General features: G+C 40.3%; 23 protein-coding genes and 1 pseudogene. 13 read left to right on the top strand and 11 right to left on the bottom strand.

All coding sequences use genetic code 11. The annotated features are described in order from the left end of the window. Positions 1-14: 14 nt before the first annotated feature. The 4 genes and pseudogenes from BK583_RS03335 to BK583_RS03320 form a co-directional block, all read right to left on the bottom strand. Entirely contained in the window at positions 15-470 is a 456-nt protein-coding gene (locus BK583_RS03335; protein WP_236702423.1) for a GNAT family N-acetyltransferase, read from the bottom strand. Between the two features lie 9 nt (positions 471-479). Further along, positions 480-983 (bottom strand): annotated as a pseudogene (locus tag BK583_RS03330) (DNA topology modulation protein). A 64-nt stretch (positions 984-1,047) separates the two neighbouring features. Then, positions 1,048-2,106 carry a transglutaminase-like domain-containing protein gene (locus BK583_RS03325; RefSeq protein ID WP_055736759.1) on the bottom strand — a complete coding sequence of 353 codons (1,059 nt, stop codon included), beginning with the start codon at positions 2,104-2,106 and terminating at the stop codon, positions 1,048-1,050. Positions 2,107-2,131: 25 nt separating this feature from the next. Beyond that, entirely contained in the window at positions 2,132-2,422 is a 291-nt protein-coding gene (locus BK583_RS03320) for a hypothetical protein (protein WP_055736758.1), read from the bottom strand. A gap of 505 nt (positions 2,423-2,927) precedes the next feature. Here BK583_RS03320 and BK583_RS03315 point away from each other — a divergent pair. The 3 genes from BK583_RS03315 to BK583_RS03305 all read left to right on the top strand — a co-directional run bounded on the left by BK583_RS03315 (position 2,928) and on the right by BK583_RS03305 (position 7,963). After that, positions 2,928-4,670 (top strand): ABC transporter ATP-binding protein, encoded by a 1,743-nt coding sequence (locus BK583_RS03315; RefSeq protein WP_055736757.1) that lies wholly within the window; start codon positions 2,928-2,930, stop codon positions 4,668-4,670. Continuing rightward, positions 4,667-6,658, top strand: a complete 1,992-nt coding sequence (locus BK583_RS03310) for an ABC transporter ATP-binding protein (RefSeq protein ID WP_055736756.1) — start codon at positions 4,667-4,669, stop codon at positions 6,656-6,658. Before BK583_RS03315 ends, BK583_RS03310 begins: the two co-directional genes overlap by 4 nt. A gap of 108 nt (positions 6,659-6,766) precedes the next feature. Continuing rightward, positions 6,767-7,963: a UDPGP type 1 family protein gene (locus tag BK583_RS03305; RefSeq protein WP_055736755.1), complete on the top strand. Its 1,197-nt coding sequence runs from the start codon at positions 6,767-6,769 to the stop codon at positions 7,961-7,963. Between the two features lie 37 nt (positions 7,964-8,000). Here BK583_RS03305 and BK583_RS03300 read toward each other — a convergent pair whose 3' ends face one another. The 3 genes from BK583_RS03300 to BK583_RS03290 form a co-directional block, all read right to left on the bottom strand. Continuing rightward, positions 8,001-8,270 (bottom strand): hypothetical protein, encoded by a 270-nt coding sequence (locus BK583_RS03300; RefSeq protein WP_055736754.1) that lies wholly within the window; start codon positions 8,268-8,270, stop codon positions 8,001-8,003. A gap of 18 nt (positions 8,271-8,288) precedes the next feature. Then, complete coding sequence (locus BK583_RS03295) at positions 8,289-9,293, bottom strand: SMI1/KNR4 family protein (RefSeq protein WP_055736753.1); 1,005 nt, start codon at positions 9,291-9,293, stop codon at positions 8,289-8,291. 106 nt (positions 9,294-9,399) lie between these two features. Continuing rightward, positions 9,400-10,116, bottom strand: coding sequence for a 3-ketoacyl-ACP reductase (locus tag BK583_RS03290; RefSeq protein ID WP_055736752.1), 717 nt, complete (start codon positions 10,114-10,116; stop codon positions 9,400-9,402). Between the two features lie 123 nt (positions 10,117-10,239). On the opposite strand from BK583_RS03290, the gene BK583_RS03285 reads away from it, so the two are divergent. Further along, a complete protein-coding gene (locus tag BK583_RS03285; protein ID WP_055736751.1) occupies positions 10,240-10,869 on the top strand; it encodes a LysE family translocator in 630 nt (209 codons plus the stop codon). Positions 10,870-10,902: 33 nt separating this feature from the next. On the opposite strand, the gene BK583_RS03280 is transcribed toward BK583_RS03285, so the two are convergent. Together BK583_RS03280 and BK583_RS21430 are read right to left on the bottom strand one after the other, a co-directional pair. Further along, positions 10,903-12,093 (bottom strand): RtcB family protein, encoded by a 1,191-nt coding sequence (locus BK583_RS03280; RefSeq protein WP_055736750.1) that lies wholly within the window; start codon positions 12,091-12,093, stop codon positions 10,903-10,905. Between the two features lie 180 nt (positions 12,094-12,273). Beyond that, the gene (locus tag BK583_RS21430; RefSeq protein WP_371836657.1) at positions 12,274-12,390 is read right to left on the bottom strand and encodes a putative holin-like toxin; all 117 of its coding nucleotides are present in this window, start codon (positions 12,388-12,390) and stop codon (positions 12,274-12,276) included. A gap of 139 nt (positions 12,391-12,529) precedes the next feature. On the opposite strand from BK583_RS21430, the gene BK583_RS03275 reads away from it, so the two are divergent. Next, positions 12,530-13,231 (top strand): Type 1 glutamine amidotransferase-like domain-containing protein, encoded by a 702-nt coding sequence (locus tag BK583_RS03275; protein WP_055736749.1) that lies wholly within the window; start codon positions 12,530-12,532, stop codon positions 13,229-13,231. A 295-nt stretch (positions 13,232-13,526) separates the two neighbouring features. Here BK583_RS03275 and BK583_RS03270 read toward each other — a convergent pair whose 3' ends face one another. Further along, positions 13,527-14,474 (bottom strand): ring-cleaving dioxygenase, encoded by a 948-nt coding sequence (locus BK583_RS03270; RefSeq protein ID WP_055736748.1) that lies wholly within the window; start codon positions 14,472-14,474, stop codon positions 13,527-13,529. 83 nt (positions 14,475-14,557) lie between these two features. Here BK583_RS03270 and BK583_RS03265 point away from each other — a divergent pair, with 83 nt between their 5' ends. Then, a complete protein-coding gene (locus BK583_RS03265) occupies positions 14,558-15,172 on the top strand; it encodes an alpha/beta hydrolase (RefSeq protein WP_055736747.1) in 615 nt (204 codons plus the stop codon). Further along, entirely contained in the window at positions 15,169-15,609 is a 441-nt protein-coding gene (locus tag BK583_RS03260; RefSeq protein ID WP_038483570.1) for a MarR family winged helix-turn-helix transcriptional regulator, read from the top strand. Before BK583_RS03265 ends, BK583_RS03260 begins: the two co-directional genes overlap by 4 nt. 39 nt (positions 15,610-15,648) lie before the next feature. Here BK583_RS03260 and BK583_RS03255 read toward each other — a convergent pair whose 3' ends face one another. After that, entirely contained in the window at positions 15,649-15,873 is a 225-nt protein-coding gene (locus tag BK583_RS03255; RefSeq protein ID WP_055736746.1) for a hypothetical protein, read from the bottom strand. 208 nt (positions 15,874-16,081) lie between these two features. Between BK583_RS03255 and BK583_RS03250 the strand changes: the two genes are divergently transcribed. From BK583_RS03250 to BK583_RS03225, 6 genes are all read left to right on the top strand, one after another. Further along, positions 16,082-16,495, top strand: coding sequence for an NUDIX hydrolase (locus tag BK583_RS03250; RefSeq protein ID WP_055736745.1), 414 nt, complete (start codon positions 16,082-16,084; stop codon positions 16,493-16,495). A 344-nt stretch (positions 16,496-16,839) separates the two neighbouring features. Beyond that, positions 16,840-18,189: a TRAP transporter large permease subunit gene (locus tag BK583_RS03245; RefSeq protein ID WP_055736744.1), complete on the top strand. Its 1,350-nt coding sequence runs from the start codon at positions 16,840-16,842 to the stop codon at positions 18,187-18,189. Positions 18,190-18,201: 12 nt separating this feature from the next. Then, positions 18,202-18,426: a hypothetical protein gene (locus BK583_RS03240; protein ID WP_055736743.1), complete on the top strand. Its 225-nt coding sequence runs from the start codon at positions 18,202-18,204 to the stop codon at positions 18,424-18,426. Positions 18,427-18,431: 5 nt separating this feature from the next. Beyond that, positions 18,432-19,082 carry an RraA family protein gene (locus tag BK583_RS03235; protein WP_051667649.1) on the top strand — a complete coding sequence of 217 codons (651 nt, stop codon included), beginning with the start codon at positions 18,432-18,434 and terminating at the stop codon, positions 19,080-19,082. Positions 19,083-19,171: 89 nt separating this feature from the next. Further along, positions 19,172-20,032 carry a MurR/RpiR family transcriptional regulator gene (locus BK583_RS03230; protein WP_055736742.1) on the top strand — a complete coding sequence of 287 codons (861 nt, stop codon included), beginning with the start codon at positions 19,172-19,174 and terminating at the stop codon, positions 20,030-20,032. 26 nt (positions 20,033-20,058) lie between these two features. Next, positions 20,059-20,931 (top strand): NAD(P)-dependent oxidoreductase, encoded by an 873-nt coding sequence (locus BK583_RS03225; protein ID WP_055736741.1) that lies wholly within the window; start codon positions 20,059-20,061, stop codon positions 20,929-20,931. Positions 20,932-21,271: the final 340 nt, after the last annotated feature.

The raw sequence follows: 21,271 nt of genomic DNA, 5'->3' as shown, positions 1-21,271 counted from the left end.
ATTCTCCTAATCTATTAAGGATTGAACGCAAGCGGTTCTGTACAAGTATGATAGCCGTTCCTTTTGTAATAGGGAATTGATTCGTCACTCGGCCACACAATCGCAAACTCATACTTATTTGTCCCCACCCATTCATTTACCTTTTTTAACAGTCGAGTCCCTACTCCGTTTCCTCTCGCTTTTGGAATAGTGTACACGTTTGTCATAAAAACAAATGGATAGGTGACACGCCCTGGCCTTGGCACTTTATGAACAAGTTCTGTATAAATATGAGAAACCAACTCACCATTTTCTTCAAAAACCCAAATAAACCAACGATCCTCTTCCAATGCCTCCATTAAAAATGCATCACATTCTTGTTGAAACAGTTGAAAAGATTCGTTACTCTTAGAATCATCATGTTCAATTGTAAAATCCCAACGCATCTTTATAAGCTGGGGGATGTCCGCTCTTGTGGCAAGTCGTATCATCGCTTCCTCCTATAATTGGCTTACAAATTGCTGTACTTCTTTCCGTGACCGTAAAACAAGGACACGCTTCCCTTCTGAATAACGACGAACCTCTTCTAAGACTTGTGGCTTTTTATGTTTCGGAAAATCCCATATCCACTTCAAAAAGGGGAGATCTAGTTTTTCTTCACACCCCTCCCTCATATCTGGTCGTGTCTTGTTTCTATATGTAAGAAATCGCTTTATAGCGCGGTATATGCAAAGGGTTCTTGGCATATCTAAAAAAACGATCGTGTCACAAGCTTTTAATCGAATGGGTAACGTCGAGCCATAATGACCATCCATAATCCATTCTTCTTCTTCCGTAAGGGCTCGTTGTATTGCTTCTTGCTCTTCTCGAGCTGTCATTTCCCAATTAGGTTTCCAATGAAGCGTATCTAAGTGATGGACACGAATCTTTAATCTCTCACCCATCTTTCTTGCTAATGTTTATTTGCCAGCACCACCGCAGCCAATTAATACAATTTTCTTCATATACTTCTCCTCACAAGTTTGTTTGATCAATCTTCTGTAGCTTTTTTAACGAATACACTTGGCTCTACATATCCTCACCAAATCGTATCACCATTTTCGTCACCGTCCCTGCTACTCCGCTAGAATGAACAGATTGCACCCGTATGCTATGCGTACCTTTTTCTAAATGCCAGTCCAGTTGATTATGCTGTAGTTCCCTCTCGGAATCTTGATTGAACCATACTTTAAAATAATTGTGCATTGGATTAACCGTATGGAAGACAAGCTTGAAATTAGGTTCAGCCCTAAACAAATGCAACTGATCAGCTATTGTGGTAGAACCGTTCAACCCATGTTCTTTTATAACCTTTTCAGGATTGACTTGCTCTTTATATTCGAAGATAATCGATGTTTTTGTTGGATCGCCATATATGTCTTCAACTAACTGCGTGTAAACTGCATTTGACAGTTGCATTGCTTGGAATGCCAAAAGTTGTCTTTTACCTTTCAGGTGTAGAACGAAGTCTATGATTTTTCCATCTAATTGCGCATCTGTGGTTACATAGCCTTGATAGACACTTATAAACCTCTTATAGACAGTTTCAGAAACGCCTTTTTCTAATAAACAATGAATTGAGGCATGTTCAAGTGTTTGAATCAGTTCATAGTAGCTGAGAGGCGTTTCATTCATTGAGGCATATACATTACATTGCGTATCTAAGAAAATCCACTTTTCTTGTTCAGTAGACCAAACTTCTGAACAAACATGCGATTGACCTACACCACCATAATCAGCATTCTCACTCAAAACTCGAATAACTCTAGCAACATAACCAAACGCAAGTAGTAAATCCCTCGTTATTCTTGCATATTCAGCACAACGAAAGTTCTCCCCTTTCTCAGCTCGCTTCAACAGTTCCAATGATGTTAAGTGATCTCCATTGTTAAATCCATTGTGTTCAAATCGCTTATGTACCCAATTCATAATTGCTAGAAATTGCTCAAGTTCACTCAAACTTTCCAAATGAACTTGATTTACAACATATTGATACAACCCTAATAGTTCACTTTCGGTAGGGTGATAGAGAGGGAGTTTTAATTGTGATAATTGATTGTTTGTTTCAAGTACTAACACTTTTTCCATCAAACTCTTCTCCTTTCTCTTTCCATTACGTATACATCAAACCAACAAACAAAAAGAAAGCAATGACACCACAATTAAATAAAGTAATGGCTAAAGCAATAAGGGCTACCTTTGATTGCTCCTTTTTTGATAGGATAACAAAGATGATGCCGATAACGCTTACAAGTGTACCAATAAAGATAAACACCATCATCGGAAGACTTGCTCCTTCGTTTGTCGCTGAAGCAATCGGATCTAACAGAAACATAGCAAGAGTTACAAGAATACTAACTACTACTAGTGAATAGGAACGCCATGTATACCTAGGTTCATTCATTCTGACCATTCTCCTTTTTCAATCTATTCTAGCAATCTAAATATAGCATAAATAAAGGACGCGATCATGAGCATCTTCCTATACGTTCAACCAATAACTCTATTCCATTACTTTTAAAATTTTCTTGCATATCAATCAACTTTTCGAGTAAGATAAATACAGCTTTATACTTTTGAAAAAGGAGATGAGACCTGTGCTTTTACTAAATAGAGGATCCGTTTACGTAAACCGAATAGCCTGCGAGTCTCGTCTACAAGGTATAGAGAATTTATAACCTTGCTTTTTCTCGGGACTCGATACGAGTGCCGATTGCATATGGAGGAAAGACGTGCGGCGTAACCGTGCGTCTTTTTTTATGCTAAAAAAGATAAAGACTATTTTTTCAGGAGGACAAAATGTGAATACCTTATTATTACATGTGTACATCCCGCTGCTATTGGATACTGGAGAGCTAGAAGGCGGGTAGCTCCATTGTTGGACTAAGTGAGGAAAGAAGTGGATAGACATGTTTCGCGTATTAAAACAATTAAGCTGGTTTTTTAAAGAACAGAAAAAACGCTACGTTATCGCTATTAGTTTACTATTGGTAGTCAGTATCTTTGAGCTGACGCCGGCTCTTTTAATTGGTAGAGCCGTTGACGCGTTTCAAAGAGGAGCCTTATCACTAAGCTACGCCAGCACCCTAATCGTTATCTTGCTTGCTGTTATTCTCATTAGCTACGGATTAAGCTATATTTGGATGCGACAGTTGTTTGGTGGGGCATTTATTCTTGAACGCCAGCTCCGTAGCCGTTTTATGAAGCACTTGTTTCAAATGGACCCATCCTTCTATGAGAAACGGAAAACAGGCGATTTGCTAGCACGTGGCACAAACGATATGAAAGCCATTTCGATGACGGCTGGTTTCGGCATACTTACTTTAATTGATTCGATTATGTTTATGGCTATTATTCTTATTGCTATGACGTGGCTTATTGATTGGCGGTTAACCCTTGCAGCGGTAGCCCCATTGCCCATTATCGCCATTACTGTAACCATACTTGGGAACAAGATTCATACTCGATTTACAAAAGCCCAAGAAGCATTTGGAGATTTAAATGACCGCGTTCTTGAATCCGTTGCAGGCATGCGAGTCATTCGCGCCTTTCGAAGTGAGCGTAAAGACGAAGCACAATTCGAGAACAAAAGCCTTGATGTTTACAACCGCTACATTCAAGTCGCTCGAATTGAATCATTTTTTGATCCAATTATTACTGTTGTTGTCGGTTTAAGCTATGTCATTGGTTTAGGCTACGGTGCATTTTTAGTGTTTAATCAGCAATTAACACTGGGGCAAATTGTCACGTTTAATATTTATCTTGGTATGTTAATTTGGCCGATGTTTGCCATTGGAGAGCTTGTTAACATTATGCAGCGTGGTAGTGCCTCTTACGAACGAGTCAACGAGACCTTATCTGTTTCGAAGTCTGTCTCGTTACCATCTAATGAGCTCGTTGCTTCCCTTCCCGTTCGCTTAAAAGATTATTCGTTCTCTTATCCAAATTCAACGGTGAATCAACTTCAACAGATCAACCTCACCGTTCACAAAGGGACAACAATCGGTATTGTTGGAAAAACTGGAAGTGGAAAATCTACTTTAGTCAAGCAATTTTTAAAGTATTATCCACCTGGAAATGAGGGACTGTTGTTTGGTAATCATTCAGCTAATGACCTTAGCCAAGAGGCGATTCGTCATTTGGTTGGTTATGTGCCTCAAGACCATGTGCTGCTTTCAAAGACCGTCAAGGAAAATATATTAATAGCAGCAAACGATACAAGTAACACGCACTTACATCAAGTGATTCACACAGCTGCATTTGACCAAGATCTTGCCTTTTTACCGAATGGATTAGATACTCTCGTTGGTGAAAATGGTGTTTCCTTATCAGGGGGTCAAAAGCAGCGTATCTCCATCGCCAGAGCGTTGGCAAAAAATCCGGAACTTCTCATCTTGGATGATTCCTTGTCGGCAGTCGATGCAAAAACAGAAGCTCGCATTGTTGAAAACATTCAACGGGACCGCTCGAATCAAACAACCATTATTACGAGTCACCGAATGTCTGCCGTTGAACATGCAGATGAAATCATTGTGTTAGAAAACGGAACCATTAAAGAGCGAGGAACCCATGAAACACTACTAAAGCAAGGTGGCTGGTACGCTGAACAAGTTCAGAACCAAACGAGTCAAGAGAAAGAGGCGATGTCATGAGTACAGAAAAACGACTAGCTCGTTACGCACTAACGAGTAAAGGGACGATACTCATTGCCCTCTTGATGCTTTCCATTGCTGTAGCAGTTGAGTTAACAGGTCCGTTCATTGCTAAAACGATTATTGATCGGCATATCTCCGGAATTGAACAACCTTGGTATGAAAGTGAACAACACGATCAGTCTGTTGTCTATAACGGCACCTATTATACCCGCGATGCTTATTTAGAAAATGATGCATGGCGAGGGGAAGAAGTTCAAATTCTACAAATTGGGACCCGATTTTACTTTACGACTTCACCTGTTCCAACTGATGGGGAACGACTTTATCAAGACGGTACACTGACAGTAGATCGACACGACGGAACATATACAACAGAAGCAGCCTCTCTCGATCCACAAGAGGTTTTAGCATTTTACGAGCCTGAGATACACTTCATCATTCGCTGGCTTTTACTTTATTTAGGAATTGTGTTCGTTGCGTCCTTTTTTCATTACGGTCAAAACTTTTATTTAAAAAAAGCCGCTCATAAAATTATTCAACGGATGCGCGTTGATGTATTCAACCAGCTTTCGAAAGTACCAGTGCGTTATTTCGATCACCAGCCAGCCGGAAAAATTGTTGCTCGGATTACAAATGATACAGAAGCCGTTCGAGAGCTTTATATGACCGTATTGGCAACATTCTTTTCGAGCTTCATTTACATTATTGGTATTTATGTGGCGCTATTTTTATTAGACAGCCGTCTTGCCTTTATGACCCTTGCGCTCCTTCCGATTTTATTTATTTGGTTTAAACTTTATCGGAAATTTGCAGCTGGATTGAACCGATCGATCCGTGCAAAAAACGCAGAGATTAATGCTTCGATGAATGAAAATGTACATGGCATGAAAATGATCCAAGCATTTAACCAAGAGAAGCAACAGTTCGAATCCTTTGAGGAGTTAAATCAGGCACATTATCGCTATCAGGCAAAGCTACTGAACCTAAATTCTTTAACTTCTCATAACCTAACGTTCGTTGTAAAAAACATTGTCTTTGTCACCTTAATCTGGTGGATTAGTGGTGGGACTGCCGGGCTTATTACACTTGGTGTCTTATATGCGTTCGTTGATTATATAAACCGTCTATTCGAACCAGTCAATCAAGTAATGAATCAACTAGCTAATTTAGAACAAGCAAGAGCGGCTGGTGCAAGGGTATTTGAACTTCTGGATGAAGATGGAGAGGATGTTGATGAAGCAACCATTCCTAGACCAAATGGAGATGTTTCATTTCAAAACGTCCAGTTTGCCTATATAGAAGGGGAGCCTGTCTTAAAACAACTATCTTTTCATGCTAAACCAGGAGAAACGATTGCTCTCGTAGGTCATACAGGCTCAGGAAAAAGTTCGATCATGAATTTATTGTTCCGTTTCTATGACCCTACTAACGGAACCATTAAAATTGATGGTATTGATACAAAGCATCATTCTCCACAAGCATGGCGCTCTCATATGGGCATCGTCTTGCAAGAACCCTACTTGTTTTCTGGAACCATTGCATCAAATATTGCCTATGGCAAACCAGATGCTACGAGAAAAGAGATTGAAGCAGCCGTTCACCTCGTTGGTGGTACCGATCTATTTAACAAGAATGGGTTAGATGAACACGTCACCGAAAAAGGAAGTACCTTGTCCAGCGGTCAGCGTCAGCTCATATCGTTTGCCCGTGCACTTCTAGCAAATCCCGCCATTCTTGTTTTGGATGAGGCGACTTCAAGCATTGATACCGAGACAGAACTGCTTATTCAAAAAGGAATGCAGACATTAAAGCAGAATCGCACAACATTTGTTATCGCACACCGCTTATCAACTATTCAGGATGCCGATCAAATTATCGTACTTGATAAAGGAGAAATTCGAGAGCAAGGCACACATGAAGAATTATTGAATCGTAAAGGGGTTTATGCGCAAATGTATAAACTACAGCAAGGTCAAGCAAGTTAACGTCTACCTCTGACAGATTGTCAGAGGTTTTTTGGGTGATAAGAGTGGGTAATGAACAGAGAATATGCTAGGATAAGAACGGATAAGTGACAGAAGGAGGTCCTGAGAATGGTGACCTATGAAGCCATACATAAGAAAGTCTCAACATATCATCAAGAACATTTGTTGGACTTTTATCATGAATTGAACGAACGTGAACAGCAAACGCTATTGGAACAAATTGATCATTTGGATCTAAGCCATATGCCAAAGATGGCTGCTAAGAGTAAACAGACAAGTACGTCAATAACTGCTCTCCCAAGTCAACCGGCATTTGATTTAACAGAAAAAGAAAAAACACAGCTTTACAATAGAGGTGTTTCATTGCTTTCACAAGGAAGAGTAGCAGTCGTTTTACTTGCTGGAGGTCAGGGAACACGATTAGGTCACGACGGTCCTAAAGGAACCGTGACGATGGATGACAATCCGGAAACATCTTTGTTTGCTCTTCAAGCGCAACAGATTCAAGCACAGCAGCAAGAGGCGCACGTGCAGATTCCTTGGTACATTATGACGAGTCCAATAAATGATGCAGATACGCGAACTTATTTTGCCGACAACCATTATTTTGGACTAAAAAAGGAACAAGTTACGTTTTTCATACAGGATGTAAGCCCAGCAATCACTCCAGAAGGCAAAATCATTCTTGCTGATAAGGGACAGATCTTTCAGGCCCCTAACGGAAACGGTGGCGTTTTTGCTTCTCTGAAAAAAGCCGGTATTCTGAAGGAAATGAAAACGAACGGAATTGAATGGATTTTCTTCAACAACATTGATAATGCACTGGTGCAAGTAGCGGACCCTCTTTTTATTGGATATGCGGATCGAGATGGGGCGGACATTTCTACTAAGTCCGTTAAAAAGGTTGCGCCAAGTGAGAAGGTTGGGGTGCTGGGTCAACGAGACGGGAAGCCTGCGGTTATTGAATACTCTGAGTTAACAGAAGAAGAGCGCCATCATCCTCTTCTTCAAGATGCGAATATTGGCATCCATCTGTTCAAGCGCGACTTTCTTGATCGTACGGCTGACGCTTCACTCCCCTATCATTTAGCACACAAAAAAATCCCATCGATTGCAACGGACGGGACTAAGATAGATCCAGTGGAACCGAACGGGTATAAGCTAGAATTGTTTTATTTCGATGTGTTTCCACTCGCTTCAAGCATGTCCATTTTCCAAGTGGATCGAGAAAACGAATTTTTGCCAGTGAAAAACAAAACAGGACAAGATAGTTTAGAAGAAGCAAGAACACGGTTCTCCTCTTAAAAATTGTGCGGTAGGTTTAAAGACCCTGCCGCTTTTTTCATTCCCCATGCTTCTCTTCTTCTTTTTCCTCGCTATAGAGCCAATTCATGTACGCATACGTCAGAATAATGACAAGCCCTAATACCATTAAGATGATGCTCAAACTGTACGGTATCCAGCCACTAATGTTCGATAAACTATTTGAAAGTTTCCAGTCAGAATTAATGTTAGCCGGCATTGTTAACGCAATGGCAAGATGCATCATTCCGAATAACACAACACCCGCACCGAATAAAACATAGCCATAAACTAATTGCTCATGCTTCATCACATACTCCCTCCCTTTCTATAACAATGCCATTCGTTCCCAAACTTGTTCAATTGTTAAACCATTTAATTTAAACTCATCAAGCAATTTCTCTTTTGAAGAGTATCGTTGCTCAAGGTCTTTTCCTTCTATTTCTACTATCCAAGCACCCTCGTCTTTATAAACATGAATGATACGTTTTTGATCATATACTAAGGGACTCGTACCAGTTCCATCAAGGTTTGACAGCCATTGATGATAAGACCAGTTTATTTTTTCTTCAAGCAATTCAGCATATGCCTGTACTTCTTGGTTAGCGTCTTCTTTAAAAACTTGAACAAGTTTTGCCAAAACATTCTCATCTAAAAAAGCCGATTTCATACTCCATATTTGATTCGCTATTTTTGCGCGAATGCTATGGGTTGGATATGTACTTAGCTTTAAGTAAATGTTTCCTAACCACTCATAATCCATTTCAAATTGCAATGTACGTTCAATTGCATTTCTGAGTTTCTCACTATTCTTTTCTTTCAGTAATGCTTCAAAAGCTTGATGAGTTAGTATCTCATCTTCATCATCTGCATCCTCCCATTCCTCTCCTTCTTCCACACACAACATTTCTAAGAAGGCATCGAAATGATCTGCTAGAGGATACTCCATAGTCTCTGCATCCACTTCAAAATAAACGATTGGTGGGTTCTCTTTCGTTTGACGATAATCAAATGCTAGCCACGAATGACCCGTCCCAGAAAAAAGGACAATGCCTGCTGGCAGATCCCATTCTTTAATTAAATAAGGTGAGTCATAAATGCCACCATCACCAATGCCAAAGAGTTCTTCTACCTCTATATACGGTTCTTGTATATCTTTGGAAGGGGATGGAACTGCATTTGCTGTGAGAGATCCACCGTTTTGTACCTTAACTAACGCTACATATGTAAGAGGTAATACGACTCCAAGTCGTTCTTCTGCCTCCCGCACGGTTGTGTCTGTAGCTGATTCCAAAGAAATTCCCATATTGTCCTCTGCCCAAATGGCTTGCATCAAATCTCTCCTCTTTAAACAAATCCTCTTTTTGCTTCATTATAACTGGAGAGATTATCCAAATTCCACTAAAAAAACACGACCGTTAAGCTGTGTTCCGTTATTTTTATGGATTATTTGACCATAAGCCTGCGTGCTTAAGCACGACACGGGGATGAAGTTTGAGCTGTGCCACCATTAAATCAGCCATGTCTTCTGGTTGCATCACGCTCTCAGGATTCCCGTCTGTTAATTGAAGCTCTTTTGCCATATCTGTGGCGACTGTACTTGGCGTTAAAGTCGTTACCCGGATATTCTGTTTACGAACTTCCATCATTAACGATTCACTTAAACCAATAACAGCTGCTTTTGATGCAGTATAGGCACTCGTTGCTGGCGCACCTTTTTGTCCCGCAGTAGATGCGATCATAATGATGTCACCTGTTTGACGTTCTACCATTTCTGGTAAGACAGCACGGGTGGTGTAATAGACCCCTTTCACATTGACATCAATAATGTTTGTCCAATCCTCAGGGGTTAAGTCCATAAAGCCACCAAACTTAGAGATTCCCGCGTTGTTGACAAGAATATCAATTGGCCCTAATTCAGCACGAACCTGCTCTACAGCCTTCGTGATGGAGTCCAATTCTTCAATTGACGCAGCGGCAATAGCGACGTTCACATCGTATTCTTTTAATTCATCTGCAACGTTTTGCAAGTTTTCAACTGTACGCCCCACTAGCCCTACGTGGATACCTTCTTTTGCAAAAGCAATAGCAGTAGATCGCCCAATTCCTCTTCCTGCACCTGTAATAAGGGCTACTTTTCCTTTAATCGATTGCATCTACCTTCACTCCCATTTCTTCATTTGTTTCATTCTAGCTGATGGAAAAAAGGAACGCAAAAGATGAGAATTAATCATGTTCCTATTGTCTTGTTCATATAGTGGACAAGGAGGTGAGTAAACATGGTGTTGAGTATCGTATTCAGTTATCTTCTTCTAGGTATAAGCTTAGGTGCACCAATAGGTCCTGTTAATGCCGCAAGAATTGAAAAAGGTATTCAAAATGGCTTTATGCATTCTTGGATGGTGGGAATTGGCAGTCTATTTGCAGATGCAACGTTTATGGCATGTGTCTACTTTGGCTTACAACGATTTATTGACGCCCCTTTTATTCAATCGTTCCTCTGGTTATTTGGCGCCTTTGTTCTTTTTTATTCAGGTATTGAAGGAATGATGCGGTCAAATCGTTTTTCTATTATTGAGAACCGTCATAGAGATACCCTCATTCACTGCTTCTTTAACGGCTTTCTTATTTCTATCTCTAATCCAATGTCGATTATGTTCTGGCTCGGCATTTACGGTTCGATCATGGTGAAAACAGCAGAGACAGCGACAAATCAACAGCTCCTTCTCTATACATGCATGATTTTTATCGGCTTAACCATGTGGGACTTGTTTGTTGCTTCAATGACTAGCGGTGGAAGAAGATTCCTCAGACCGGCGACACTAAAAGCGATTGCCTTATTATCAGGTCTTTCCCTCGTTGCTTTTGGGGTTTACTTTGCCATACATGGTATTCAGTTATTCGTATAAAAAAAGCTCATTTGGACGATTCCAAGTGAGCTTTTATTTTGCTTTAAAATTGTACAGAGGCTTGATAATATGTTGAACTTCAACAGAATCTTGAATCTGTTCCAAAATGTCTTTCATCGGTTTATACACCATTGGTGCTTCGTCAATTGTTTCTTCTGATAGAGAAGTTGTCCATATACCTGTCATAGTCTCTTTAAACTCATCTAAATGTAAAGTATCTTTCGCTTTCCTTCTACTCATTAAACGACCTGCTCCGTGTGGCCCGGAATAATTCCAATCTTTGTTTCCTTTACCAGTCGCAAGTATGCTGCCATCGCGCATATTTAATGGAATAATAACTCGCTCACCTTTTTGGGCCGAAATTGCCCCTTTCCGCAAAATCTTTTGCTCCAAATCAATATAATTATGAATGGTCGTAAAGGAGTGTGAAAGCGTCCAACCCATTCCTTTTATAATCTCATCTACCATTGCTTTTCGATTCATCAGTGCATACCGTTGCGCCATACCCATATCATGCATATAATCGTTAAACCCTTCTCCTTCGAGATAAGCTAAATCCTTTTTTATCGTAGGACGCTTATACGCTGAAAGAGCCGCTTGAATGTCATGATTGCGGTTTTCTTGCTTTAACTGTTCAATGAGTGTATCCCGCTCTTGCTTTTGCGTCATTAACTCATCATAAGCACGATTTTGATAATGTTCAGCTACTTGTTTACCTAAATTTCTAGATCCAGAATGAATAACCAGGGCAATCTTATCCTCATACTCATTTAGCTCGATAAAATGATTGCCTCCACCTAATGTACCAATACTATTTAAAGCTCGGTTCTCATTGAACGGAGCTCGAATAGCTGAAAAATCAATTTGTTCAATAAAGGAATGTCTATTTTGCTCGGAACGGACGTTAAACCCGTGTGGAACCTTTGTGCGAATCACATCGTCAAGCTGATCAAAGTTGACCTCGTCTTTATGCTTATCCATTATAGCTACTTCGAGCCCACAGCCAATATCAACACCTACTAGATTAGGGACAACCTTATCTTTAATGGTCATCGTTGTTCCAATTGTACAGCCTACACCTGCATGGGTATCTGGCATAATGCGTATCGTGGACCCTTCAACAAACGATTGATTACACAATTCAACAATTTGATCCATAGCAGTAGAATCAATGGAATGTGTAAAGATCTTTGCGCTATTATACGCTCCTTTTGCTTCTAACAATTTGCTCAACTCCTTTCTCTTATTATATGGTAGCACTCAGGGAAAGCGAGCATTATTTTACAACCTTGACCGATTAGCCTACTCACTATACGCTACATAAAAACCCCTTATTTTTTCCGTATTTAATAAGGGGCCAAATCATTTTTCAATAGCGGAAGAAAATGAATCAAAAAAACTCAATCATTTCCCTTTTTTCAGAAGCACAAGTGAGAGAACGAGCATGAGAAGCGAGATCACAAATGAAGAGACAGTCGCACCAATCGTAATCATAAGATTTAATGCTTCATAAGAAGACAAAGCCACACCTCCTTTTTTTCAAATTGCTATTGAAGCATGATTTGTACTCGTTAAAGAGGGGACAATCTTCATTAATCTCACACCTTTAAAGAAATACGCCAGAAGTGCTACTTTCCCAACAATCGAATGGGTCTACCGTATGAAGCAGCTGATTGCACTTGGGGGTGGAGGCTTTTCAATGGAACCTGAAAACCCTCTACTTGATGATTATTTATTGAAGCAAGCTGATGCCTCTTCACCTAAAGTCTGCTTTCTTCCAACAGCAAGCGGAGATTCCGCTACGTATATTGAACGTTTTTATCATGCGTTTCGTAAAAAAACGTGCACCCCTTCGCATTTATCCTTGTTTAAACCACCGACACGTGATCTACGTTCCTTTATCCTAGAAAAAGATATTGTCTATGTAGGTGGAGGAAATACGGTTAATTTACTACTATTGTGGAAGCATTGGGGAATCGATATCTATTTAAAAGAAGCCTATGAGAATGGAACCATTTTGGCAGGATTAAGCGCAGGCTCAATCTGTTGGTTTGAATATGGAATTACAGATTCATACGGTGAAGGGTTAGAACCGGTAAAAGGGTTAGGCTTCTTACCTGGAAGTCACGCCCCTCACTACGACGGAGAACACGAGCGAAGGCCTCTGTTTCACCAGTTTATCCGCACGAAAAAAATCGAAGGGGGGATTGCCGCAGATGATGGAGTTGGTTTGCATTATCGTGATGGGACGTTACACACAATCGTACGCTCTCGACCAAATGTCCATGCATACGATGTGCGTTTAATTGATGGCAAGCTATCTGAACAACCGTTAGAAGCGATTGATCTTAACGAGCTATAACGAAAAAAACGAGGCTGGGACAAAAGTAGATCAACAGACCAAAATGACGAACATTCCTGAAAATAGGAACGTTCGTCGTTTGTTTTATATGAAAATGAGCAGAAGGAGAATCCGAAGACTCCTGGGGGATCAGCACGTGTCTGAAGACTCTGAAGTGGCGGTTTTCCAGGGAGGAGGCTGAAGCCGTGTCCCCGGAAAGCGAAGGATTATCCTGTAGCGGTGCTACTCAGAATAGTTTAGACTATTCGTCTTTTCAAATACGACTTTTCGTTATGTCACAGCCTCGACCCTTCTATTACGTTCGTAAAGGCTTTAATTTTGCTTCAATGTCTTTACGCTTCGGCTCAAGAAACGGTGGCAGTGAAAGTGCCTTTCCAAAGTCTTCTACCGATTCATCAATGTCAAAACCAGGTCCATCTGTTGCTAATTCATAAAGAATACCGTTCGGCTCTCTGAAGTACAGTGACTTGAAATAATAACGATCAACAAAACCGGATGTCGTAAACCCTTCCTTCTCAATATGTTCCACCCATTGGTGAAGCTCTTCTTCTGTTTTTACACGAAAAGCGATGTGATGAACACTTCCTCTTCCCTCACGCGCTTTCGGTAAGTCTTTATTCTCTTCAACATGAATCTCACCAGCAAGGCCACTTTCCCCAACTTGAAAAACATGAACCGCATATTCACCATTCTTATAATGACCGCTTTTTGTGTAACCAAGTACATCGGTCAGCACTTGAGCCGTCGGTTCTGCATAGCGAACTTGTAACGTTGCTGGTCCAAGACCGATAATCGCATGCTCACCAGGCACATCATCGGTTCCATTTTCAAGAACAGGCGCGGCACTTTCATCAACAATGAGACTCATACGATGACCATCTGGATCTTGGAAAGGCAAAACAAGTACACCGTTCCGATCACGTATGTCTTCATGCTCTACTTGATACGCTTTAAAACGTTCTAACCAGAACTGTAGCGATTCCCTCGAGGAAACAAGTAGTCCAATTTCGTAAATCCGGTTTGTGCCTTCCCTTCTCTGTGCCAATAATGGAATCTCAAAGAAGGTTACTTCTGTACCTGGAGATCCTTTTGCATCTGCATAAAACAAATGATAATTCGACGTGTTGTCTTGGTTAACCGTTTTTTTTACTAATTTCATCCCTAGAATGTTTCTGTAAAATGCTAAGTTTCGTTCCGCATTTGCCGTTAAAGACGATACGTGATGATGACCATGAAGCTTCATACATGTCACTCCCTTTGTTCTCTTGATTTATTAACAGTTTACAAGTAAACTGTTAAAGAGTCAATTTAGTTAGGAGGGTTACCATGCATTATTTTTTCCATCGTAGTCAAACATCCACCGATACGTTTATTTTACTTCATGGTAGTGCAGGAAGAGAGTCAGATTTACTTGACATTGCTGGCGACTTAGATGTTTCGTTTTCTGTTATCGGTCTACGTGGGGAAATACGTGATGGAAAAGGATTTCGTTATTTCTCTCGTCCCGTTGAAGGAGCGTTTAATTACAAAGACATTAGCTACCGCACAGAACGGATTCATCAAACCATTGACGCGATTTTAGCTGAGAATGAAGCTCCTCATGGTAAGTGCCATCTCATTGGCTACTCAAACGGTGCGAACGTTGCCACTAGTCTGCTACTAATGTACCCCCAGGACTATACGAGCGCCATATTGTTTCATCCAAGCAACCTGTTCCAAAACCCGAAAGAGGTTCCATTATCACATACAAAGATTTTTATTTCAGCAGGAGCTACTGATACGCTCGTTCCGCCTGGAGAAGCCTTTGCGTTACAAACACAACTGAACCAATTCGGCGCAGAAACAAAACTCTCGTTAACCGACTACGGACATGCGTTAACGAATGCAGATATCGAAGAAGCCACAAAATGGTGGGAATCTAATTATGGTGGTGCTTTATGAAACAAAAGAATAAATCAAGAGAAGATGTTCTTGCGCTTCTCGTCTGGTTCAGATTATCTCGGACTTACCATCATAGCCTAAAGCAATCAAACACGTTTCTTAAGGAATGGGGCTTAACCGTTGCCCAATTTGATGTGCTCGTTCATATCGGAGCGAATAAGCGTCTATCTCAGTTAGATCTAGCTCATTCTCTCCTTGTAACAAAAGGAAATATTACAAAGCTTTTAGCGAAAATGGAAGAGCACGGTTGGATTAAACGGGAAAAAGAGAAACGCTCAAAATACTTGTCTTTAACAGAAAAGGGTAAACAGTTATACGACGACATCGTGCCTCAGCAAGAGCAGCAGCAAGCCGCTTATTTTAATCACTTAACAAGTGACGAATTAAAGCAATTACACGAATTGTTAAAGAAAGTTCAAGAGCCCCACGCAACGTAAATAGGAATACGACAATTGTCGCATTCCTATTTCATTCCTTCAGCTAGTCACTTCTTTTTTACCATTCCTTACTTGAATCAACCCATAAGCGACAGTCGCCGCTAAAACGCCTGTTACCAATTGAATGAATGGATAATAAGCCGTTCCTAATGCTGGATTTACCCATTCCGCCATATAAGCAACGGTCAGTAAATAGCCTGATAACACGTGAAAAAGATACATAAGTATACTAAATGTGATGATAAATAATACGTATGATTTCATTGCTGTCCCCCTATTCCTTTCTACGTATGTCTCTCTTTGATGTTTCACCTTCTTCACATTAACGAAACCTCTATGGCTACTCTACCAAAAAACGCCTCTAGGTTCGACTAACCTAGAGGATTTTCAAATTAAAAAACGAAACCATGTATAGAGGTAACGATAGGCAAGCACTCTGCCTCCACCTGATATTCGTACAAAGGAGCCGATTATGAATTCTAAAACGCCGAAACATATCCTTTCTTCTGCAACAATTGTCTTAAACAAAAAGCAAGAACTATTACTCATTAAAGGACCGAAGCGAGGATGGGAATTTCCTGGTGGACAGGTAGAAGAAGGTGAATCGTTGATAGACGAAGCGGTTCGAGAAACCAAAGAAGAAACTGGATTGGACGTGGAAATCTCCAAATTTTGCGGCATTTTCCAAAATACGACTGATTCGATCTGCAACACACTCTATTTAGCTAACGTTATAGGTGGGAAATTGACCACAACCCCAGAAGCCCTTGAAGTTGGTTTTTTTCCGATTGAAGATGCCTTAAATATGGTTACGTATCGCAATTTCAAGGAACGGATTGAATACTGTCTTGATCCAACAAAACAACCATTTCTTGTTGTCTTTTAGTCATACTTGCATAACTACTCCGTTCTCCTCCTAGCAAATTCGTGTTGACCCCTCCCCAACTCGTTACGTATATCAACGAGTGTTGGGGCATCTATTTCTACTGTCATTAGAGAACAATCAACCTCACGTTCAATAAAGACCATTCTCTTTAATCTGGTTACTATACTGTGAAGTGCAATTCCACCTTGTGATTATCCCCTCTTGTTCTGTAAAATTAAAAAAATTATATGTATGCGTTTACACGAAAACAAATCAATGTTAGAATGATCAAAATGTAATATTTATTACCTTTTTATTTTATAGGTAATGAATATTACTTTAACTTCTTCGAGGAGGATAACGAAATGGGGATGGCAGTGTGGGCACTTATATCATTCATCGTTATTATTTTGATTTGGGCGATTTTCACAAAACGAAATATTGGCGAAGCCATGATATTAGGCTTTATAACAACATTATTATTTGCAGGCGACCGAGCATTTGAATTATTTCTTCCCAGTTTAATGAGAGGGCTTACACATGAAGTCGTTTTTGCGTCATTAGCATTTATCTTCATGGCACAGCTTATTAATCATACTGGGCTTATCGGACGAATTATTCAGATCCTTAATTCATTAATTGGACGGTTACCTGGGGGAGCCGCTTATGTGAACACCTTTGGCTCTGGTTTATTCGCACTTGTAGCAGGGTCAGGTTCAGGAATTGCTGCAACGACAGGCTCTATCACCATTCCTTGGATGGAACGTTCTGGCTGGAGAAAAGAACATGCAGCATCAATCGTCGCTGGAAATTCTGGGTTCGGTAGTATTATCCCCCCTAACTCCACGATGTTTATTATGTTAGGGTTTGCACCAGTGGCTGCTAGTGTTGGTCAAAGTAGTTTATTTATTGCTCTTTACGTTGCTGGCCTTTATGCATTGGTTCATCGAGTACTCGTCGTCTTTATCATGACGAAGCGCTATAACATTCAACCAGTGCATCCAGATTTAATTCAACCAATTGGAACTTCGTTTCGAGCTGGTTGGACGTCATTACTTATATTTTTAGGTATTATTGTTCCACTTCTTATTAATTTTGGTCCTCTTGCGAATTGGTTTATTTCATTAGAGGGTGTTGGACAGTCAGCAATGGACGCGATTTCCTTTATTGTTTGGGTGCCAGTCTTTATGATTCTTTTCACCCTCGTCGTTGGACGTAACCATCTACCTAAAGGAAAAAAAGAGTGGGGTCGATTTTTCGAGAAAACAGCTCCCTCATACTTTGTCATTGGGCCTGTTTTAATTTTCACCTTCGCCACTAGCGCCGTTTTAAATGAAATTGGGCTAACAGAGCAATTACAAGCACTCATGACATCTTTTGCTGTTCCAAAATGGCTTATGATTGCGATTGTCGGGATTGTTATTACATTAGTGGCAACACCATTAGCAACATCGGCAACAATAGCAACAATTGGTCTTGCATCATTTGGCGCTCTTACCGCTGTTGGCGTTGATCCATTACTTGCAGTCGTTACCATTATGATGTTTGGTGCAACTGAAGGAAGTACGCCGACCTCAGGACCTATCTATGTAGCCACCGGAATGGCAAAAATCGGAGCTGAGAAAACATACATTCCTTTACTAATTTATTACACAATTCCATTATTAATTATTAGTTGGTTGATTGGAATGGGCATACTGCCAATTCCTTTATAGGAGGCGTTTAAGATGAGAAAAGTATTGATGATCATTTTCATATGTTCTGTAACTTTATTTATTCTATTAGGATCTGTACTCGTTCTTGGCCAATTACTTGGCTTAGTCGTTGCAAAAGGGAATTGGGTTATCGGCCTTGATCAAAATCTGGCTAGCACCGTCTTTTTTGTAACATCGATTGCTGCTTTTTCTGGTTATTTACTTTCTTATACTAAAAAGAAGAACACGGAAGGATGACTAACATGAGTACTACGAACATCGTTTTAGACCAAGCACCCGAGTTGTTACCAGAAGAGTGGGTGGAACGAGCAAAAAAAGTAAGTACCACTTTATTAAGTGATGTAATGGATAGACCAATCGAAATGGAGCACTCTATTAAACCATGTCATATTGACAGTGTATTAGTAGGTGCGGCTGTAACGATTGATGTAAAAAGCGGAGATAATTTAGCTGTTCATCACGCAATCTATCATTCCCAGCCTGGTCATGTACTTGTTGTAAATGCTAATGGCTACGATAAACGTGCCGTTATTGGCGAATTAATGGCAGCAGCAGCTGAAGCGTTGCACTTAAATGGCTTTGTCATTGACGGCTTTGTTCGTGACTTCTCTACACTAGCAAAATCTACACTTCCAGTATTTAGTCGAGGGGCAGTACCTGGCGGACCAGAAAAAAACGGACCAGGTCATGTTAATGCGCCTACTCGATGTGGAGGACTAGCGATCCAACCTGGAGATTTTATTATGGGCGATGCAGATGGTGTGATCGTATTACCACGAGAAGAAGTAGAAGGAGCACTTCAGCGCGCTGAAGAAAAGGCTCAATATGAAGCAGAACGATTAAAGAAAATCGCTAAAGGTCAAATTAAGCCTGCTTGGTTAAAATCAATTTAAAACGGTCTCTTCTAAAGGGAACATAGACACTCTATTTAATGTTCGATATGATTTTAAATAAAGACTATGTCCCTTAGGAGTGTACTGTTATGAAAAACCCTTTAGATAGATTAAAAGAAAACATTTCATCTTTACCACGTTCACAGAAATTAGTTGTCGATTTTATTCTTAGCCACTACAACGATGTTGGCTTTATGACCGTTGAAGAACTATCAAAGGAAGTTGGAACGAGTACCACTACTGTCATGCGGTTAATGTCGAGTGTAGGGTTTTCAGGATACTCCGAGTTCCAAAAGAATTTACAACTTCTTTTAAAAGAAGAGAGTACTCCGCACACGAGATTAGAAAAAAATCTAACCACTTTTTCTCAAAACGAAAGGTGGTTAAATCACTATGACTTGCAGCTAGCACAAATACAACAAGCCAATCAGATTAATATGGAAACAAATCTTTCACAAGTTGAATCACTCATAAAAAAAGCAACCAATGTTTTCTGCACGAGTGTTCGTAGTGGGTTACCAGTAGCACAATATTTATCGCACAACTTAAATCGAATGTTCGGGAATACCAAGCTTACTCTTGCAGATTCAAGCGATTGGGTGGACGACGTGATTTCTTTTTCTAAAGAGGATGTCCTCATCGTCGTTAGTTTTGCGCGGTATGGGGCTAGGTTGATGCATTACGCTGATCAAGCTAAAAAAAATGGAGCATCAGTCGTTGTCATTACAGACAAATTTTCATCACCATTACTTGCTTATGCAGATGCGCACTTAATCTGTCCAGCAGAGAGCATATCTTCTCACAATTCGGTCGTATCCTCTTTCTTTCTTGTTGACTATTTAATTAGCGCATTAGCTCTATCAGACTCCGAACGTGTGAAGCAGCGCTTAAGTGAAGTAAACAATGTGCTTACATCTATGAACTACCATATTGAAAAAAAGAATAACTAATTTTTATTTAACGAAGGATGATTTTAATGAACGTACATTTTTTAGGCTTTGGTGAAGCAGCTTACGAATTAGCAAAAGGACTAAAAGAAGAAGGAGTAACGTCCATTCGTGCGTACGACGTTATGATTGACCATGAAACGTTTGGCCAGACCATCAAAGAACGTGCAGAACAAACAGGCGTTAGTTTAGTCAAATCGATAAAAGAACTGATTAAAGAGGTAAACGTACTATTCGTAGCAGTACCTGCCAGTAAAGCAGTGGAAGTAAACGAAGCTGTATGCGCTGAAATTCAAAATGAGTCCTTTCTTTACGTTGATGTTTCAGCTTCAAGCCCTGCTATTAAGCAACAAGTGCAACAAAACCTTGAGCAGAAGCACATTAAATTTGTCGATGCCGCTATGCTAGGTCCTTTACCCGTGTATCAACATAAAGTACCGATAGCTGCAAGTGGAACAGGGACGAATGAGTTCATTGCCAAAATGTCCCCTCTTCACATGTCTATCAAAGCAGTTGGAAACAAGGCTGGTGATGCTTCCGCTATTAAACTTGTTCGCAGTATTTTCATGAAAGGGCTTGTCGGCTTATACCTTGAAACATTGGAAGCCGCTGAAGCGTATCATATATCGGATGAAGTGATAAGTTCCTTAGAGGAAACAATGAATCGCCAACCGTTTGTTGATACATTGAATCGTCTTGTAACAGGGAGTGCTGTTCATGCAGAGAGAAGAGCATTTGAATTAAACAGTTCGATTGCCATGTTACAAGAAGCTGGCATAAACTCAGATTTAAGCCATGCCTCAAAAGAAAGACTTGTAGAGTTAGCTGGAATCGTCAAGAATCACCCTGAGAAAGAATCATTTGCTAACTGGAAAGAAGTCTTAGAGCTTTACTCCATCTAAACAAACAAGCTTGTTGGTGTTCGAAAATACATCAACAAGCTTGTTTTTTAAGGCAAATGTCACGCCCTAACCAACTCCTAGCCTCCCCTAACATTCCTTCTGAATAATCACCGGTCATGTTGTTACCAGCTTTTATTCTGTTTTTCGAAAAAGATAAGCATGAAAACAATAAATTAAACGAGGCTGGGACATAACGAAAAGTAGTATTTGAAAAGACGAATAGTCTAAAATATGCTGAGTAGCACCGCTACAGGAGAATCCCTTCGCTTTCCGGCGACACGGCCTCAGCCTCCTCCCTGGAAAACCACCACCCCAGAGTCTTCAGACACGTGCTGATCCC

The sequence above is a fragment of the Shouchella oshimensis genome (assembly GCF_002019765.1).
GTDB classification, from domain to species: domain Bacteria; phylum Bacillota; class Bacilli; order Bacillales; family Bacillaceae_D; genus Shouchella; species Shouchella oshimensis.
Note: the sequence above shows the minus strand (reverse complement) of the source record. Positions and strands in the feature narration are given on the sequence as shown.

Bases quoted from the DNA above. Each gene is read 5' to 3' on its own strand.
- BK583_RS03255 (WP_055736746.1), bottom strand. From the start codon at position 15,873: ATGAAATCATACGTATTATTTATCATCACATTTAGTATACTTATGTAT.
- BK583_RS03265 (WP_055736747.1), top strand. From the start codon at position 14,558: ATGCATTATTTTTTCCATCGTAGTCAAACATCCACCGATACGTTTATT.
- BK583_RS03270 (WP_055736748.1), bottom strand. From the start codon at position 14,474: ATGAAGCTTCATGGTCATCATCACGTATCGTCTTTAACGGCAAATGCG.
- BK583_RS03305 (WP_055736755.1), top strand. From the start codon at position 6,767: ATGGTGACCTATGAAGCCATACATAAGAAAGTCTCAACATATCATCAA.
- BK583_RS03225 (WP_055736741.1), top strand. From the start codon at position 20,059: ATGAACGTACATTTTTTAGGCTTTGGTGAAGCAGCTTACGAATTAGCA.
- BK583_RS03290 (WP_055736752.1), bottom strand. From the start codon at position 10,116: ATGCAATCGATTAAAGGAAAAGTAGCCCTTATTACAGGTGCAGGAAGA.
- BK583_RS03325 (WP_055736759.1), bottom strand. From the start codon at position 2,106: ATGGAAAAAGTGTTAGTACTTGAAACAAACAATCAATTATCACAATTA.
- BK583_RS03240 (WP_055736743.1), top strand. From the start codon at position 18,202: ATGAGAAAAGTATTGATGATCATTTTCATATGTTCTGTAACTTTATTT.
- BK583_RS03230 (WP_055736742.1), top strand. From the start codon at position 19,172: ATGAAAAACCCTTTAGATAGATTAAAAGAAAACATTTCATCTTTACCA.
- BK583_RS03295 (WP_055736753.1), bottom strand. From the start codon at position 9,293: ATGCAAGCCATTTGGGCAGAGGACAATATGGGAATTTCTTTGGAATCA.
- BK583_RS03320 (WP_055736758.1), bottom strand. From the start codon at position 2,422: ATGAATGAACCTAGGTATACATGGCGTTCCTATTCACTAGTAGTAGTT.
- BK583_RS03315 (WP_055736757.1), top strand. From the start codon at position 2,928: ATGTTTCGCGTATTAAAACAATTAAGCTGGTTTTTTAAAGAACAGAAA.
- BK583_RS03235 (WP_051667649.1), top strand. From the start codon at position 18,432: ATGAGTACTACGAACATCGTTTTAGACCAAGCACCCGAGTTGTTACCA.
- BK583_RS03245 (WP_055736744.1), top strand. From the start codon at position 16,840: ATGGGGATGGCAGTGTGGGCACTTATATCATTCATCGTTATTATTTTG.
- BK583_RS03275 (WP_055736749.1), top strand. From the start codon at position 12,530: ATGAAGCAGCTGATTGCACTTGGGGGTGGAGGCTTTTCAATGGAACCT.
- BK583_RS03260 (WP_038483570.1), top strand. From the start codon at position 15,169: ATGAAACAAAAGAATAAATCAAGAGAAGATGTTCTTGCGCTTCTCGTC.
- BK583_RS03300 (WP_055736754.1), bottom strand. From the start codon at position 8,270: ATGAAGCATGAGCAATTAGTTTATGGCTATGTTTTATTCGGTGCGGGT.
- BK583_RS03285 (WP_055736751.1), top strand. From the start codon at position 10,240: ATGGTGTTGAGTATCGTATTCAGTTATCTTCTTCTAGGTATAAGCTTA.
- BK583_RS03335 (WP_236702423.1), bottom strand. From the start codon at position 470: ATGATACGACTTGCCACAAGAGCGGACATCCCCCAGCTTATAAAGATG.
- BK583_RS03250 (WP_055736745.1), top strand. From the start codon at position 16,082: ATGAATTCTAAAACGCCGAAACATATCCTTTCTTCTGCAACAATTGTC.
- BK583_RS03310 (WP_055736756.1), top strand. From the start codon at position 4,667: ATGAGTACAGAAAAACGACTAGCTCGTTACGCACTAACGAGTAAAGGG.